Source organism: Methylocaldum sp. MU1018, assembly GCF_053646775.1.
The window spans coordinates 1449549-1467869 of sequence record NZ_CM132195.1 but is presented as its reverse complement, the minus strand read 5'-3'; the positions used below and the strand labels follow the sequence as shown (position 1 = coordinate 1467869).

Sequence of the window (18321 nt, the reverse complement as noted above, 5' to 3'; positions counted from 1 at the left end):
TTCGCGAATGTCGGCGATAGGATTCGCGGCAGCCCGGCCCGTAACGAAAACGCGCCCGAGCGCCGAAGAACTCCGGCGGATCGACGCCGACAGGCGAACGAGGCCCCGGGTGATTTGCCTGCCGATGTGAATCGGTAAGCAACGGGCTTCAGCACATGGTCTTTCGGGTGTATTGCACCGCCAGGAAAATTTCGCGCAGAAACAGCAGCAGACAACTGATCAGAGCCAGCATCGCCAGGACGAACAGCGCGCCCATGAACAAAGTCAGGTCGACCGACACGAACGCGCCGACGAAGGCGCTCGAGATCAGCAGACACACCAGCAACGCCGAGATCACCGCCAGTGCGATGGCGGCATGGGCGCAGCGCATCCTCACCGCCAGCATGCGCAGTTCGGCATGAATCGACAGGTCCTGCTCCGCCACTCCCCTGATCCGTTGCTCCAGCCAGCGGCTGCGGTCGATGACCCGCCCGAGCCGAGTCGTCAGGATGGCGATGAGGGTTCCGATCGCGGTGAGCAGGAACACGGGCGCGACCGCCAGTTGAATCACATGACTGAAGTCGGTGATGAGCGTCTCGTTCCGCATCGCTAGCCCGGATATTTCACCGAGAAGAGGTCGGCATAACGTTGAAAATCCCCATAAAACACAAGTTGCGAAGTTAATTTTGCGGGGGCTGCGTCACTGGTCATTTCTTATTTTCCTTTCCGTCGGATAATACAAACCGTTTACACGGTTCTTTGTACACCCTCTGTTCGAGCGTCGATTCCAAATCCAGTACCCGCCGTTGAAACGAAACCGGGCCCGCCTGGCGACCGGCCATTACAGTGCGTCAATTTTATACGCAAATCGGCGATACATATGTCTTATTCGACATGATCATATTCACACAACTACTGCCAGCCTCCACCAAGCGATTTATAAAGATCCACAATCGCATCGATCTGGTTCTGTTTGGTTTCAATGAGTTCCTTTTTGGCATCCAAGGCATCCCTTTGAGTCAACAACACATCCAGATAGTCCGTACGGGCCGATTTGAATAGCTGGCTGGCTACATCTATCGATTGGACGAGCGAGTCAACCTGTTTTTTCTTGAGCCGATAAGTTTTATTCAGATTGTTTATGTTCGAAATCTGATTGGATACTTCAGTATAAGCTCTGAGTATGGTTTGCTCATATTCATAGGCTGCCTGAATCTGTTTGGCATTGGCGTTTTTATATTCCGCGATAATGGCATTCTTGTTCACCAGCGGAGCCACTAATTCTCCGGCGACCATTGCCGCCAGCGACTCTGGCGTATTGATCAAATACTTGAGCGCAAAAGCCTCAAAACCTATCCCGGCTTTTATACCAAAGGATGGATAGAAATTAGCTCTGGCCACATCTATATTCAACTCCGCAGCGGCAAGCTCAAGCTCCGCTTTCCTGATATCAGGCCGGTTTTGCAGCAATTGTGACGGAATACCCGCGCTGAGTATTTTCGGCTCGATATCCATAAAACCACTCGAAGCCCGACGGATAGGCTGTGACGATCGCCCCAGCAAAAAGTTGATGCGATTTTCGACCTCCGTGATCTGCTGCATTATTTCGAATCTTTTGCTTTGGTTTTTCGATACCTCTGCCTGGTAACGCTTGACCGCAAGCGCATTGGTTCTGGCATAAATCTGAAGTTGCTTCACCACCTCCAAGCCGTTTTGCTGAATCGCGATATTTTGCTCCAGATTCTCAAGCTGATTGTCCAATGCCATGAGCTCATAGTATGCATGAGCAACCTCGCCGACCAAATTAGTCACCAAAAAGTTTTTTCCTTCCTGGCTGGCCATGTACTCCAGCACGGCCACCTGCTTCGCGTTCCTCAGCTTTTTCCAAATGTCGATCTCCCAGGTCGAAAACAGCCCGAACTGATAATTACCCAAGAACGTAGGGAATAGCTGGCCATTCGCCAAGCGCAGATTCTCTTCCACGGCACCATTGCGCGTATACTTGCCGACTTTTTCTCCGTCCGCACCAATACCTATATTCACCGAAGGCAAATAGGCTCCTCGCCGTGCTTGAATCTCATTTTCCGCAGTGCTGATACGCTGCAGCATCATATTGACTTCCTTGTTATTGGCGACCGCGATATCGATCAGACTCGATAAATTCCGGTCTTCGAAAAAATCCTTCCATTTCACGGTGCCCGAGTTAGTCTTTTCCGCAAGGCCCTGCTTGAATCTATCAGGAAGATAGGTATCCGCTTTTTTGGTCGTCAATTCCGGAATGCCGCAGGCATGCAGCATTAACCCGGCTACGCACAATGTCATAAGACGAAAAGTTTTACTCTTTGACATCGTTCGTACCGTACTGATAAGTTTCGGTTAGAGGATTAATGTCTTCGTCTCTAATCAAGCGCTTGCCTTCCGTCATCCTGGCGAAGACGTAATAGAGCCCTGGAATGAGCATGACGCCAAATAGGGTCCCGAAAAGCATCCCGCCCAGGGCCGAGGTGCCGATCGTCCGGTTGCCGACCGCTCCCGCCCCGGTGGCGACCGCTAACGGCACCAAGCCGGCGATGAAGGCGAAGGACGTCATCAAAATCGGCCGGAACCGCGCTTTCGCGCCCTCGATCGCCGCATCCCTGACGGACATGCCCTGGGCTTGCTTCTGCACCGCGTATTCCACGATCAAAACGGCGTTTTTGCCAAGCAAGCCGATCAACATCACCAAACCCACCTGGGAATAAACATCGTTGGCCAAACCCGTTTCTTTCAGCAGGAAGAACGAACCGAAAATACCCGCGGGCAGAGAGAACAATACGGCCAGCGGCAGAACGAAGCTTTCGTATTGCGCCGCCAGCACCAGATAGACAAACACGATCACGACCGCGAAAATCACCAGCGCCTCATTGCCGCGGGCGGCCTCGTCGAACGATAGTCCTTCCCAGGCGATGTCATAACCGCGCGGCAGGGTGGCGGCGGCGACTTCCCGGACGGCGTTGATGGCGTCGCCGGTGGTATAGCCGGGGGCGGGCTCGGCGCGGATGGCCGCCGAGTTGTAGAGGTTGTAACGTGTAAGTTCGTTAGGACCTTGCCGCTTCTTCATGGTCATGAAGGCGGAGTACGGTACCATCTCGCCTTTTTCATTTTTCACGTAATAGTTCAACACGTCCGTCGGGAAGCGCCGGAATTCGGGCAGGGCTTGGGTGTAGACCTTGAAGAAGTTATTGAAACGGATGAAGCCTTGCTCGTAAGTGCTGCCGATCATGATGTCCAGGTTTTCCATGGCCTTGTCGATGGAAACGCCTTTTTGCATGGCGAGCTTGTTATCGATGACCAATTCGTATTGCGGATAATTGGCCGCAAAAAAAGTAAACAAGCCGGTTAATTCCTTGCGCTTACGCAAGGCCGCCATGAAATTCTGGTTGATCTTGTCAAACTCGTAGTAATCGGTATTCGAAGTTTTATCCAATAACCGAAACGCCAAGCCGGAAGCCGCACCGTAGCCGGGAACTGCCGGCGGTTGGAAAAATTCGATCACGGCGCCGAAGTCGTGGGTTTTTTCCTCCAATTTACGAATCACATCTTGTACAGATACCTTGCGCTGAGACCAATCTTTCAGGTTGATAATACAAGTACCCGCGTTGGAACCGCGGCCTTCGGTGAGGACTTCATAGCCCGCCAAGGAAGAAATCGATTGCACGCCTTCGATTTGACTGGCTACTCTTTCTAAATCCCGCGCCACTTTGTTGGTGACTTCTATCGTCGAACCGGGGGGTGTTTGGATAATCGCGTAAATCATTCCTTGGTCTTCGCCGGGAATAAAGCCGGCAGGCAAGGTCTGATTCACCATGAAAATACCGTAGGAAAACCCGCCCAAGGCCAAAAACGTCACGATCCGCCGGGCGACCACGACGTTCAGAAACTTGACATAGCGTCCCGTGACTTTCTCGAAGATATAGTTGAAGGCATCGATGAATAAATTAATCGGGGTTTTCTTTCTGGGTTGGCCATGGAGGTTTTTCAGAATCATCGCGCACAGAACCGGGGCGAGCGACAAGGCTACAATCGCCGAGATGATGATCGACGACGCCATGGCTATCGAAAACTGCCGATAAAACACGCCGACCGGCCCGGTCATAAAGGCGATGGGGACGAATACCGAGGTCATGACCAAAGTGATCGCGATAATGGCGCCGCCGATTTCCCCCAGGACTTTTTGCGCAGCGACATAAGGAGAAACATGTTCGGCCTCCATTTTGGCGTGTACCGCCTCGACCACGACGATGGCGTCGTCGACCACGACACCGATGGCCAATACCAAGGCAAACAGGGTAATCAGGTTGATGGAAAGTCCGAACGCCGACATCACGGCGAAGGAGCCGATCAACGAAACGGGGACCGCCAAAATGGGAATCAGGGTGGAGCGCCAATCGCCCAAGAAAACAAATACCACCAGCGTTACCAGCACGAATGCTTCCGCCAGGGTGTGCAGGACTTTGTCAATCGACGCATCGACGAATCTCGACACGTCGTAGTTGATTTCATAGTCCATGCCTTCCGGAAAGGATTCTTTTAACTCTTTCAACTTTTCCTTCACGTCTTCGATAACTTTGCTGGCGTTACTGCCGTAATTTTGCTTGAGCACGATGGACGCGGAAGGATAAGAGTCTTTATCCGAGTAAATATTATAAAACTCGCTATTCAAATCGACTTTGGCAACGTCTTTAATACGTAGAATCTCGCCTTCGGGTGTGGCTCGTATAATGATGTCCTCATACTGCTCCGGCTTGCTATACCAGCCTTCATAAACCAGCACATATTCTTTTGACTGGGCGACCATGCCGGTACTTTGCCCGATTCGTCCCGGCCGACCGATAATACTTTGCTTGGCGATGGCATCCATCACTTCCTCGGTCGAGACGTTATAGGCCCGCATTCGATCCGGATTCAGCCAAATCCGCATCGCATATTGGCGGGCGCCTAATATCTGGGCTTGGGCGATGCCGAAGACGCGCTGAATTTCCGGGATGACATTGACATAGGCATAGTTGAATAAAAACTTCTGGTCGGCGTTTTTATCCTTACTATAAAGGTTGACATACATGAGCATGCTGGGCTGCACGAAGTTCACGATCACACCTTCCAACCGTACCAGGTTTGGCAGCCTACTCATCACCTGATCCACGCGCGTCTTCACGTTGACCATCGCGATATTTGGGTCGACACCCAGATCGAAAAGCACTTGAATGGTCGCTTCACCGGCGCTGGTCGCATCCGAGACGATATATTTCATGCCGGGCACGCCGTTGATGGCGCGTTCGATGGTAATCAGGGACGATTTCACCAGGACATCGGCGCTGGCGCCGGGAAACGATAACGAAATCGTCACACGGGGTGGTGCGATATCCGGAAACTGGGAAATGGGTAAGGACCGGATCGCCAACCCGCCCATGAACAAAAACAGCAGCGATAACACGATCGCCATGACCGGTCGTTTGATAAAGATATTAAACATGGCTCAATCACTTCCGGCAGGGTTACTCGGTATACAACTCAAGTTCCGAGCGGACTTTTTCAGGCGGTTTAAAATCGATTTCCACTTCCTCTCCGGCATGGACTTTGCGCAAGCCTTCCAGCAAAACCTTGTCATCATCTTTCAGTCCGTCCTTGACGATAAACAGATGCGGTACCGAGGTTTCGATATGGATGAGTCGTTGCTCTAATTTTCCTTCCGGGTTGATGACGTAAACATAGGTTTTGTCCAAGATTTCAAAAGTCGCTTTTTGTGGGATCAACATGGCATTCGGATAGGGTTTCTCCATCAGGATCGTGCCGGTCTCGCCGTGCCGGAGCAGATTGTCCGGGTTGGGAAACGTGGCGCGGAATTCGATGTTGCCGGCGGTATTGTCAAAATCCGCTTCTATGGTCTCAATCACCCCGGTTTGGTTGAAAATCCGACCATTGGCCATCCGTAGCCGTACTTTGGTCGGATCGTTGCCCTGCTTGTGGGCTTTGTAATCCAGATATTCCGCTTCCGGGACATTGAAATACACCCACAATTTACTGATGTCCGAAAGTGTAGTTAACAAGGCGCCTTCTTCGAGAAGGCTGCCATTTCTAACGAACAGATGATCCATAATTCCATCGAAAGGCGCATTGATATCGGTGAAACCCAAGTGGGTTTCCATCAGTTTCACGTCCGCATTGGCCTTGTCCAATTTGGCTTTTGCCAAAGCCAATTCATTGGGCGATACGATATTTCTATCTGCCAATGCCTTGGTATTGAGATATTCGATGTTCATGGTATTGGCTTCAGCCTTCGCCTTTAAAAGCTCTGCCTGATAGATGTTGGGCATGATTTTGAACATGGGCTGTCCTTGACGCACCAATTGTCCTTCATCCACAAATATGTTCTGTAAATATCCCCTTTCCAGAGCGCGGACTTCAATATGCCTAATGGCATGAATTTGACAGACATACTCTTTTATGACGGAAGTATCTTCGCGAAACGGCGTGGTTGCCTCCAGTTTAGGCCTTTCTTCATGTTTCTCGGTTTCTTCTTGTCGGCATCCGATTAACAGGGTACTGATTAAACCTAAAACTAAAGATACTTTGGCAATATGTTTATGGTTCATGGAGCACAACAAAAAATAGGGCTTACGCACAAAATAAACCTTGAAGCAAGAGTTGTTTTGGTGAGCGGCGGTTTAGCCGGTCGTTCCGCTGGGGAGAGTCACAGGGGGAGAGTGAGTCGTCGCGGATTCCGGTAGGGCTTGGACCGCAGTCGTGGTCGGAGTCAGAACACCCGGTAGACCGCTAAGGCCGCCGTGGGGGGCATGGACCTGTCGCCGGAGATCGCCCCCGGATTCCCAGGCTAAGTGTGTCCGCTTTACCGATTTGAAGGGTGCGTCGGCCAAGCTCGGCACCCACAGGCCCAACTCCGCAAAACGGTTGAGCGGTCTTACTTAAAATCGAAGGATGACGATTATTTGAGGACATACGGAAGCGGGTTGATCTTGTCGAGTCGTCAGTGATTTAGCATCATCCGCGCCAAACAATATAACCCATTGATATGTAAAACATACCTCTCGGTTATAACAGGCCTGGTCTCCGTAGACTGGTTTAAATAAACCGGAAATGTCCGGGTAACGTCCGTCAAGGTGGTGTAAATAGTCCGGCGTAATTCCGGTCCCCGGAAGCGCCGGCACCGTTACCACGGCGTAGTGGCTAAGAACCTATCCCAATAGGCTCAAGAAACCCTTCGACAAGCTCAGGGCGAACGGCCTACTGGGATAGGCGCTAAGGCCGAAGAAGTGTCATTGCTCTCCGTGACTGCACGAACGCCATCAACTGCCGGATTTATGCCCCGTCGAGCCTGCCTGATTTTCATCGGCCCGCATCTCCGGCCGATTTGACTTGCTGGTACACGGCCCGCATCAGGTAGCTCGCGGCGACGTTTCGGAAGGCTTCGTCGTTCATCAGCCGGACGAAGATTTCTTCGTTGCCGTCCATCCGCTCGATAAAGAGGTTTTCGAGCTGCTTGTTGAAGACGGGCTCGAAGTTTTCGATGGTGTTGGCCATCACCGCCTGCCGCAGCTTTTCGTTGGCAACGGCAGTTTCACGGACCTGGTCGAAGAACAGTTGATCGGCCGGCGTGAACTCGGTACCGAAGCGTTCATTGAGCTGGTCCACCAAAGTCGAGAGTTGCACATCCTCATCCGCCTGGCCGGTGCCCACCTCTGTCGGGCCATAGAGTGCCTCGGGCTCGCCCGCCTTCAGGTCGATGGCCCCTTCGCTGATTTTCTGGAGGCGGTAATACTTCAACTCCACTTCGTCGTCGACCTGAACCGTCCGGTGGTCGGTGGTGCGCGGCAGCTTGTTCAACAGGAAACGGGCGTAGGTGTAAAGCTTCTCGTGATCGGAATCCTGGTAGGGAATGATCTGTGAAACGAAGCTGTACAGATTGCGGAAACTGACCAACTGGCTCTTGAACAGGCTTTGGTCTTCCTCCCCAAGCTCCTTGAAACGCTCGATCGCCAAATCGAGCAGGCCATTCAATTTCTTGTGCTCAGCGCCGGTGGGGTTGAGCCGGTTACGGAACCAAATTTCACACCAGGCACTGACCTCGGCCTCGGTATAGATTTTCCAGCCCGCCAGCGTGTGGGCCAGGTTGTTTAATTGCTGCGGGTCGGTATCTTCGTCTTTGGGGGTGACCTCGTAATAGGGCTTGAAAGCGGCATAGATGTCTTCGGGTTCGTTGACGAAATCCAAAACGAAGGTATCCGTCTTGCCGCGCGTGATTCGATTGAGGCGCGATAGTGTCTGCACCGCCTGGATGCCGGACAAGCGCTTGTCGACGTACATGCTGTGTAGCAGGGGCTGGTCAAAGCCCGTCTGGTATTTCTCCGCCACCAGCAGGACTTGGTATTCCTCGGTGTTGAACTTCTCCGGCAGCTCCGATTCCTTAATGCCGCCGTTCATGCCCACCTCGGTGAACTTTTTGTCGCCGAATTCCTTGAGCGTGATTTCGCCCGAGAACGCCACCAGAGATTTAACGTCCGTGTAACCTTTTTCCTTGATGTACTTGTCGAACCCCAGCTTGTAGCGCACCGCGTGTTCACGCGAATTGGTCACCACCATCGCCTTGGCGCGGCCACCGATCTTGTGGCGGGTGTGCGTGCGGAAGTGCTCGACGATCACCTCCACCTTCTGGGCGATCTCGTAATCGTGAAACTCTACGAAACGCGCCAAGGCGCGCGCCGCCTTCCGGCGCGGCACCTCGGGATCGGCCTCGGCCTTCTGGATCAGCCTGTAGTAACGCTTGTAGCAGGTATAGTGCTCCAGGACATCGTGGATAAACCCTTCCTCGATGGCCTGCCGCATGCTGTAGTGATGGAACGGCGCCGTCCCGTCTGGCCCTGGTTCGTTGAATACACACAGGGTTTTGAACTTCGGTGTTGCGGTAAAGGCGAAGAAACTCAAGTTGGGCTGCATGGCGCGTTTGAGCTGCTCGCGCAGCAATTCCTTCTTGGCCTCCTCGCTCAATTCCTCGTCATCCATGTCCAGCAATTGTTCGGCAATGGCCGCTTCGATGCCGTCCTTGTTCAGAATCTTGCGCAGTTCCATCGCGGTTTCGCCGCTTTGCGAGCTGTGAGCCTCGTCCACGATCACGGCAAAGCGCTTGCCCGCTGTCGAGATGGCTACCGATTTGCCGTTGGCCTCCATCGTGCGGATGGCCTGGGTGATGAACGGAAATTTCTGGATGGTCGAGATGATGATGGGCACGCCGTCGGCCAATGCCTTGGCGAGCTGCTGGGTGTCTTCGTCGATCTTCTGCACCACGCCGAGTTTGTGCTCGAACTGGAAAATCGTGTCTTGCAACTGCCGGTCCAAGACCCGCCGGTCGGTGATGACTACGACCGAATGGAAGACCTTTTCGTTATGGGCGTCGTGCAGGCAGGACAGGCGGTGGGCCAGCCAGGCAATCGAGTTCGACTTCCCCGACCCTGCCGAATGCTGAATCAGGTAGTTATGGCCCGCCCCGTGCGCCCGTGCGTGATCAGTCAGGGCGCGCACCGCGTCCAGTTGGTGATAGCGCGGAAAAATCATGGTCTCCTTGCGATGCCGCTTGATGCCTTTATCGGTCACCACCGTCTTTTCCTCCACTTGCAGATGGAGAAAACGTGCCAGGATGTCCATCAGGCTGTCGCGGGTGAGCACCTTGTTCCATAGGTAGGCGGTGCGCACATCGCCTTCCGCGGGCGGATTGCCCGCGCCGTGGTTGTAGCCGAGGTTGAACGGCAGGAAGAACGTATCTTTGCCTTCCAGCTTGGTGGTCATGAACGCCAGTTCGGTATCGACGGCGAAATGCACCAAGCAACGCTGCTTGAAGGCAAACAACGGGTCTTTTGGGTCGCGCTCGAACCGGTACTGATACTTGGCGTTCTCCACGTTCCAGCGCGTGGCCGACATCGGGTTTTTCAGCTCCAATGTGGCGATTGGCAAGCCGTTCACCGCCAGCACCACGTCGGGAATCGCCCCGCTCTTAGTTCTGATCTGCCGGGCGAGGGTCAAGCGGTTGTCGCCGTAACGCTCGGTGGCCGAAGGGTCCAGCCCGGTATTGGGCGCGAAGTAAGCGAGGCGCACCGTTTTCCCGACGCATTTGAAGCCCCCCCGCAACACCGCCAGCGTCCCCTTGACGGCCAATTCCTTGACCAGGCTGTCCAACAACATCGCCGGGGCCTTGCCCGCATCCAGTCGGGTCAGGCGTGCCCAGATTTTCGGCTGGGTTTTCCGCACGAAGGCTATCGTCTCGCCGGGGAACAGCGCGGTTTCCGGGTCGTACGTGCTCGGGTCGACCTTCTCGTAACCACCGCTTTCGATCAGCGCGTGTTCGATGGCGTTTTCGAAATCGATTTCTTTGTGCATCGCTTCCCCCGGAATGCTGGATGCTCACAGCCGAGATTTGCCGGCAAACTTACCTTGCATCCTTTCTTATGTAAACAAAACCCGCTTTCCTTACCTTATGAAAAGCGCAAGGTAAGGTTCAAACACATATAAACGGTTGCGCGTCGCACCGGTCAACTCGCGCAGCACGCCCAAGCGCATAAAATCACGCAGCAGGGCATTGACCGTGGGATGCGACAGCTCCAACGCCCGTTCAAGATCGGCCGCTGTCACCATTGGCTTGCGGTACAGCACATTCAAGGCTTGCCGGGCGTTGGGGGTTCGTTTCCCGAGCTGCAAGAGTTGCTGCTCAACTTGGTTACGCAGCGCCAGTATTTGCTGAAAAGTGTTCCTACCCTTGGTGGCGGTTTGGGCAATCCCGTTGAGAAAAAAGCGCACCCAATGGATGAGATCGTTGGATATTCGCACCTGCATCAAGGCATCGTAATAACTGGCTCGGTTGCGTTCAAAAAAGTCCGACAAATACAGCGAAGGCTTGCTCAGCAAGCCGTGGCTGATCAGATACAGAGGGATCAGCAACCGACCAATGCGCCCATTGCCATCCAGGAACGGATGCACCGTCTCAAACTGATAATGGCTGATCGCCGCGCGTATGAGGTGCGGCACGACAATGTGTTCGTTGTGCCAGAATTTTTCCAAATCGCTCATCAACTCCGGCACGCCGTCATGGTGTGGCGGTATGAAGGTGGCGTCGGCCAGGCTGGAGCCGCCGATCCAGTTCTGGCTGGTGCGGAACTCGCCGGGTTGCTTGTGCTCACCACGCACGCCGCGCATCAAAATGGCATGAGTCTGCTTGAGCAGCCGATTCGACAGCGGCAAGTTGTTCAACTCGGCTACGGCAGTGTTCACGGCGTCGATGTAATTTCGCACCTCCCGCCAGTCGTCGCGCTTTTCGGGCCTGATCTGCTCTTCGGGCATCAAGGCTTCGTCAATGCCGGTTTGCGTGCCTTCGATTTTGCTGGAAGTCTGCGCTTCCTTGACCACGTGCATTTCGATGAACAGATCAATATCCGGCACGATGAGCGAAAAGGCGTTCAACTCGCCCAAGGCGCGGGTGGCTTGCTCCAGCAGGGCGTTGATGTTGGGGTCTTCCCAGCGCCATTCATGATTGACCGGCACCGGCTCGAAACTCTTGTACTGGTAACGCGCCTGCCAGCGACCGGCTTTGAAAGTTTCAAATTTCATGCGGTCTCCTGATTCGGCTGCCAATTCCGCACGTCGATTTTGCCGGTGACGGCGTTGGTGATTAGGGCTGCTCGATACTCTCGCAACCTACTAATAACCTTGTTGATGAACTCAACTTGTCGCTCCATCGCATCGACCGCCCCACCAATATACGAACAAATTTCTTGCTGTTCATGAATCGGAGGAAATGCCAACCACAGGTCTTTTATGTCTTCCAATCCAAGCTGAATCTTCGTTCCCCCATAACCGGCTCCAAGTAGTTGTGCTTGACCGGCTGATGAAAAAATCTGATATGCCATCCATTGACCCGAAACGCGGTCGATATTCGGTCTCACCAAGGCAAGGTGCTGGCTAACATATGCAGGTTCAAATTTCTCTGGGATAACAGCAACAGAACCCAAGTCTGCCGTAATAGAAATAACCACGTCACCGCCCTTCGTTGCGGTTCGTTTTCCCTCTGCGGTGTCTGGTGGAGAAACTCGCCTAATATCTTCTAATAACGGTTGTATCGAGATTCGTGAAACATTTGTAATTCTAAGAAATACATACCCTTCATTTGAATAGAATTCAGCCCAACCGCGAGAGCCACTCGTAACAAACTCTGACGCATACCTCAGCCGTACCGCATTCCAGTGCTTGGGAATCTCCCCCAACCAAACCACCCCCGAGTCCTTCATCGGCGCCGAAGGATCAAGCCCCTTGGTGACGGCGTGGCTTATCAGCGCCGTGCGCTTTTCGGCCAACTTGTCGAGCAAGGCTTGCTTCTTGGCGATCAGGGCATCGATTTGGGCGGTTTTGAAATCGAGGAAGCGAGCGATGGCTTGTTGTTCGTTAATATCTGGAATTGGTATCCAAAGCTTTTTCAAATCATCTTGACTAAGATTTGGTTGGCCGCCACCGTTGGATATAGAAATTAGAATTGGGCGCCGCATCCATAGCCAGTAATAAACGAACCTCGCATCAAAAACAGTTGGTTCAGAAAAAACGCAGCACGCTTGATTAAATGTTGCGTCTACTCCGAGCATCCCGAGCCGCCCAATAGTCGCGCCGTACATGGCGATAGCCAAGCTGCCTTTGGGATATACTTTCAAAGCGGAATACGAAGATACTGCTTCTTCCGTTACCTTTTGCGCAGTATCAAGAATGACTATTTCTCTGAGTTCTGAAGTTGTCACCCATGGAATGTCCCCATCATAGAAAATCTGGTTATCACTTTTCGGCGTGGTTCCGCTTCCTATTCTGTTAAATCCGTGCGTGACTTTCCAAATGCTCCAATGCTGCGGAATATCACCAAGCCATTCAATATTTGACGGCTTGTATTCGGGGTAAGTTGGAAATTCTGTCATCAAACCACCTCCCCCAACATCCCCACAATCTCCTTTTCAAGCTGGCTGATCTCCGCCGCAATCACCTCCAGCGGGCGCGGCGGCTGATACACGTAGAAATGGCGGGTCAGCGGAATTTCATAGCCGACCCTGGTTTTGCCGTGATCTATCCACGCATCCGGGACGTGCGGCAGGACTTCGGCCTTGAGGTAGTCCTCGCAGTGATCCCGCACCAACGCCAGCAACTGGTCGTGGCCGGTTTCGTTGTCGTAGCCCAGCGGCAAGGGCAAGGTCATGCTGTCGGGCAGGGCCACGATTTCGGTATCGCGCAGTTCGGGATCGGGTTCCGGATTGCCCTTGGCGTCCCGGCAAATGTCGGCCTCCGGGTCGCGTTCCGACAGCGCCGCGAGGATGGCTTTCCTCACCGGCGCGCTGACTTTCAGTCCAGCCGTTTTCAGTGCGCCATCGAGCGCGGCCTCGAACTCGGAACGGTTGCGGTAGAGCGTTTCGCCATTCATCCCTTCCAGGGCGGCTTTGATGGCCGCCTGGGTTTTCTCGCCCGCGGCGATTTCGGCGCGATAGGCGGCGTCATCCTTACGCCTCTTGCTGCTGGCGAGGTTCGCAAAGGCGCTCTGCGCGGAAAGCCGTTCGATGCGTTCGGCGCTGGCCCGGAAGTTGAGCCGCAAGGGCCGTTCCACGGTGATCTTGAGAAAGCCGAACGCGCGATTATCGAACACTTTGCTGCACACGCGGCGCTCCGGTTTGCCGTCGATCGATACTTCGCTTTCGGCGTCGTGCTCGTGTTCGGCGTAGAGCCGCACCAGCTCCTTGATGTGGCCGTCCGAAAGCTCGTTGCGCTTGTTGCCCAAGCTCTTGTCCATCTTCTTGAAGTGCCGGGTGCCGTCGATCAGTTGCACCTTGCCCTGGCGGTGCGCGGGCTTCTTGTTGGTGACGATCCAAACGTAGGTGTAAATGCCGGTGTTGTAGAACATCTGATCCGGCAGGGCGACCACGGCGTCGAGCAGGTCGTTCTCGATGATCCAGCGGCGGATATTGCTTTCGCCGCTGCCCGCATCGCCGGTAAACAAGGGCGAGCCGTTGAAGACGATGGCGATCTTGGAGCCGTCGCCTCCCACGTTCTTGCCATCGACCCAGCGCGGCGGGTTGTGCATCTTGGAGATCATGTGCTGCAAAAAGAGCAGCGAGCCATCGTTGATGCGCGGCAATCCGGCCCCGAAGCGGCCGGAAAAGCCCTGCTCTTTGTATTCGTCGCGCACGAAGTCTTCTTCCGGCTTCCACTCCACGCCGAACGGCGGGTTGGCCAGCATGTAGTGGAATTTCTTGTCCGGGTGGCCGTCATGCGGCACGAAACCGTTGGTTTTGTTCTTGGCGTCCTTGATCCCCAATGTGTCGCCGTAGATCAGGTTATCGATCGGCTCGTCCTTGATCAGCAAATCCGAGCAGCAGATGGCGTAAGCCTCTGGGTTATATTCCTGGCCGAATAGCTCGATGTGGGCGTCGGGATTCTTCTCGGCCATGTGTTTTTCGGATTCGGAAAGCATTCCGCCCGTGCCAGCGGTCGGGTCGTAGACGCTGCGATAGACACCGGGCTTGAAGACGTCCTCTTCGCCGGTGAAGAGCAATTGCACCATCAGGCGAATGACTTCGCGCGGGGTGAAGTGATCCCCGGCCTCTTCGTTCGCCTGCTCGTTGAACTTCCGCACCAGTTCTTCGAACAGGTAGCCCATCTGCAGATTGCTGATGGCCTTGGGCGACAGGTCGATTTCCGCCGAGCAGAATTCCTTGATGATCAGGAACAGGCGGTTGGCTTCGTCGAGCTTGGCGATTTCCGTCTCGAATTCGAACTTGTCGAAGATGTCCCGCGCGCGCGGCGAGAAGCCGTGGATATAGGCGATCAGGTTGCCCGCGATGTTGGGCGCGTCCCCCAGCAACTTTTCAAAGGTGAACCCGCTGGTGTTGAACAGCTCCTGCTTGCGGCCTTTCGAGGCGATCCGCGACAGCGCCTTATCCAGGGCGGGGCCGGTGATGCCTTTGTCTTCGAGGCGCTTCTTCTCCTCAAGCACCTTTTGCTTGTTCTCCGCCAACACCAGATCAAAGCGCCGCAGGACGATCAGCGGCAGCATCACACGGCGGTACTGCGGCGGACGATACGGGCCGCGCAGCTTGTTGGCGATGTTCCAGATGAATCCGACGAGGTTTTGATGTTGCGTGCTTTGCATGGACAGTTCTTGTAGTTGCTCTTGCGCTGGCATAACCGCTACCCGCGATCAAGCCGCAGTGATGTTCAATGAGGTCAGGTTCCAATGTTTGCTGAGCGTGCTGACGAGGCTGTCTTGCGTGCCAGCGAGCAGCTTTGGCGTCCAAAAATCGTGAGCCCGAACGGCGCTGGCGGACCTTCTCACGACTGGAAGCTCGGCATGATGCCTTCGTCCATGCGTCATTGATGGGAATGGCTAAACGCATACGGCTGATGGATCGTGGACTGGCCGACCTGCGAGACGATTTGAACGACGAAGGTTGAATCTGTTTCGCAAAATGCGGTGAGGACTACCGAAGCGACGATCGCCTAGGCCAGTCCGTGTATCGGGATAAATTGTTATCCCGAAAACGAAAAAAGCCTGGGTGATGCCCAGGCTTCTTCGATTAAATCCCTGATTTCATTTGGTCGGGGCGAGAGGATTTGAACCTCCGACCACCTGCACCCCATACAGGTGCGCTACCAGACTGCGCTACGCCCCGTTAAGGCGGCAATAATACTACGCTTCTAAATTCTAAGCAAAATCTACGAACGGCCATCTGATATTCGATCGGCTATCGACCGTTGCTTTCCATGACTTCGGATTGTCCGCGCGACTTTATTCGGTCCCGCTCATCTCACGGCGTGATGATCATCGGACTGGGGATGACGGTCGTAATGGTTGATGTCGCAGTACAGGGAATCCAGATCGCATCCCTCGCATTCCAACTGTAGGGTGCAATGTCCAATGCCATAATTGTCTTTGATCATCTCCTTGATTTCATGCTGTACCAACGCGGCTTGGCTGATCAGGACGTCGTCGATGACGATATGCGCCGACAAAAAGCGAAAACTCTTCGAAATGCTCCAAACATGAAGGTCGTGGACTCCCTTCACGCCTTCTATTTGGAGCAGATCACGCACCATGGAACTCATCTCGATATCGCGGGGCGTGCTTTCCAACAAGATGTCTATGGTTTCTCGCAGGATCACCCAGGCGTTCCAGAGAATAAGCACGCCGATCAGGACGCTGGCTGCTGGATCGAGCCAATAAAAGCCGGTCAGCCAGATCCCGATACCCGCAATGACCGCTCCGATCGTCGAAAACACATCGCCCAACAGATGAATGAACGCGCTTCTCAGGTTTAAATCATGCTCGGAGCCGTGACTGACCAGCCACGCCGTTACCAGATTGACGACGAACGCCGCGGCGCCGACGCTGATCAAGAGATCGGCAGTAACCGGCGGAGGCGAGATGAAACGCTGGTATGCTTCATAGAATATTCCCGCGGCGATCAATGTCAGCGTGGTGGAGTTGACGAGGGCGACCAGGATGCCGACACGATGGTAGCCGAAGGTCTTGCCGGCATGGGAAGGCTGCCCCGCCAGATGAAGCGCGTACCACGACAGCACCAATGCAAGGACATCCGTCAAATTGTGCGCCGCGTCGGTCAACAGTGCCAAGCTGTTGGCCATCAGTCCTGCAAAGGCCTCGAAGACCACGAACAGCACGGTCAGGACGATCGAAAGCCCCAACCGGAATTTGGCGCGGCTGCCGACCGTATCGGCGTGAACATGCGCGTGTCCGGCCACCGTATGACCTATCGCTCAAGCTCGGATGTGCAATGCGGGCAGCGCGTCGCCTTTAGCGCCACGGCCGACAGGCAGTAAGGACATTCTTTTGTGGCAGGCGCCGCGGCCGGCTCTTCGCGCCTCAATTTGTTTGCGCCGCGTACCAGCAAGAAAACCGCGAAAGCCACGATCAAGAAGCTGATCACCGAATTGAGGAATACTCCGTAATTGATCGTCACGGCCCCTACCTTCTTGGCCTCGGCCAAGGACGCGTACGGGCCCGCTGCCGTGGCGCCGTCCTTGAGTACGACATAAAGATTCGAGAAGTCGACGTTTCCCAACAAAAGACCGATCGGCGGCATGATGACGTCGTCCACCAACGAGGTTACGATGGCGCCGAAAGCAGCGCCTATAATGATGCCCACGGCCATGTCGATGACGTTGCCGCGCATGGCGAACTCTTTAAACTCTCTTAACACGTCTACGCTCCTTTATTGAACTTGTTAAGCGTCGACCTAATCCTAAAATCACCTACCGACTGTCGCAAGTTAAATACGCATGTCACAATGCTTTCCGGCAGCGGATCCCGACCCGGGATGGATAAACATCACCCATAGGTATAGGCTGTACTCACGTCACGTTAATTTTCTCACTGCCAAAAATTCGCTTTAGTTCGTCTGCCGACGCAGTAAGCGAGCACATCCGGAATTTCTGTATGCAATATCAACGATTTCTCAATGCGGTTCTTGTAACCGGTATATTTTGGCTCTCCCCGTCCAAAGCAGACAGCACCATCGAATTTCAAGTAGAAGAAGGGCAAAAAACGGCCGTCCAACCGGTTGTCGTCAAGGATGGGCAGATCATGGTCAAAGGCGCTGGCGGCGACCGGAATCTGGATGTTTTTTATCAACGCGCGAATGAACGCCTGGTCCTGATCGATCATAAAAAGCAGCGTTTTACGCCGATAACCGAGGAAAAAATCGATCAACTCGCGCAGCAGACCAAAGATCTTCAGCCGGTTCTCCAGGGTCTGGGCGATCAACTCAAGAAGCTGTCTCCGAAACAACGGGCCAAATGGGAGGGCATGCTGGGAGGCATTTCGATCGACCAGCTCGGTTCTACCAAGAATCCGGCGGACGATTCGCGCATCGTCAAAACGGGACGGGCCAAACAAGTGGCCGGCATTAGTTGCGAGCAATTGGACATCTTGCGAGGCTCGACCAAGCTGGCAGAGGTCTGCCTCGCGAATCCGGAGTCGGTGCAGTTGCCCGCCGATGATTACGCGACGATCCGCTCGCTGCTCGCGTTCACTCAGCGGGTAGCGACGAAAGCGCAAGGCTTTGCGAGCCAATTCGGGATATCGTTACCGCCCGTCGAACTCAGCGATTTGGCAGGCGTACCGGTTGAAATGGTGGACCTTTCCGGCAAGCATCCGACCGTGATGGCCGTGAATCGAATAACCGACTCGATTTCTCCCGATGACCGGCTTCAGATACCCGCGGGCTATCGATCGCAGGAACTGGCGCTTTGGCGATGACG

General features: G+C 54.2%; 12 protein-coding genes and 1 tRNA gene. 1 reads left to right on the top strand and 12 read right to left on the bottom strand.

What is annotated here, in order from left to right; genetic code table 11:
- Window positions 1-148 precede the first annotated feature (148 nt).
- From ACWJKU_RS06870 to ACWJKU_RS06815, 12 genes are all read right to left on the bottom strand, one after another.
- A complete protein-coding gene (locus ACWJKU_RS06870) occupies window positions 149-586 on the bottom strand; it encodes a DUF2721 domain-containing protein (protein ID WP_454147060.1) in 438 nt (145 codons plus the stop codon).
- Between the two features lie 305 nt (window positions 587-891).
- Window positions 892-2277, bottom strand: coding sequence for a TolC family protein (locus ACWJKU_RS06865; RefSeq protein WP_454147058.1), 1386 nt, complete (start codon window positions 2275-2277; stop codon window positions 892-894).
- A gap of 37 nt (window positions 2278-2314) precedes the next feature.
- Entirely contained in the window at window positions 2315-5491 is a 3177-nt protein-coding gene (locus ACWJKU_RS06860) for an efflux RND transporter permease subunit (RefSeq protein ID WP_454147056.1), read from the bottom strand.
- 22 nt (window positions 5492-5513) lie between these two features.
- Window positions 5514-6641, bottom strand: coding sequence for an efflux RND transporter periplasmic adaptor subunit (locus ACWJKU_RS06855; RefSeq protein ID WP_454147054.1), 1128 nt, complete (start codon window positions 6639-6641; stop codon window positions 5514-5516).
- A 721-nt stretch (window positions 6642-7362) separates the two neighbouring features.
- Entirely contained in the window at window positions 7363-10404 is a 3042-nt protein-coding gene (locus ACWJKU_RS06850) for a type I restriction endonuclease subunit R (protein WP_454147052.1), read from the bottom strand.
- 90 nt (window positions 10405-10494) lie between these two features.
- The gene (locus ACWJKU_RS06845; protein WP_454147050.1) at window positions 10495-11652 is read right to left on the bottom strand and encodes a Fic family protein; all 1158 of its coding nucleotides are present in this window, start codon (window positions 11650-11652) and stop codon (window positions 10495-10497) included.
- Window positions 11625-12974, bottom strand: a complete 1350-nt coding sequence (locus ACWJKU_RS06840; RefSeq protein WP_454147048.1) for a restriction endonuclease subunit S — start codon at window positions 12972-12974, stop codon at window positions 11625-11627. The genes ACWJKU_RS06845 and ACWJKU_RS06840 overlap by 28 nt, the downstream gene beginning before the upstream one ends.
- Window positions 12974-15193: an N-6 DNA methylase gene (locus ACWJKU_RS06835; RefSeq protein ID WP_454147046.1), complete on the bottom strand. Its 2220-nt coding sequence runs from the start codon at window positions 15191-15193 to the stop codon at window positions 12974-12976. The genes ACWJKU_RS06840 and ACWJKU_RS06835 overlap by 1 nt, the downstream gene beginning before the upstream one ends.
- A gap of 443 nt (window positions 15194-15636) precedes the next feature.
- A tRNA-Pro gene (locus ACWJKU_RS06830) sits at window positions 15637-15713 on the bottom strand.
- Window positions 15714-15843: 130 nt separating this feature from the next.
- Window positions 15844-16803, bottom strand: coding sequence for a cation diffusion facilitator family transporter (locus ACWJKU_RS06825; protein ID WP_454147044.1), 960 nt, complete (start codon window positions 16801-16803; stop codon window positions 15844-15846).
- A gap of 8 nt (window positions 16804-16811) precedes the next feature.
- Window positions 16812-17261 (bottom strand): large-conductance mechanosensitive channel protein MscL, encoded by a 450-nt coding sequence (gene mscL, locus ACWJKU_RS06820; RefSeq protein ID WP_454147042.1) that lies wholly within the window; start codon window positions 17259-17261, stop codon window positions 16812-16814.
- Window positions 17262-17431: 170 nt separating this feature from the next.
- A complete protein-coding gene (locus tag ACWJKU_RS06815) occupies window positions 17432-17824 on the bottom strand; it encodes a hypothetical protein (protein WP_454147040.1) in 393 nt (130 codons plus the stop codon).
- Between the two features lie 42 nt (window positions 17825-17866).
- Between ACWJKU_RS06815 and ACWJKU_RS06810 the strand changes: the two genes are divergently transcribed.
- A complete protein-coding gene (locus tag ACWJKU_RS06810) occupies window positions 17867-18319 on the top strand; it encodes a DUF4412 domain-containing protein (protein ID WP_454147038.1) in 453 nt (150 codons plus the stop codon).
- Window positions 18320-18321 lie beyond the last annotated feature (2 nt).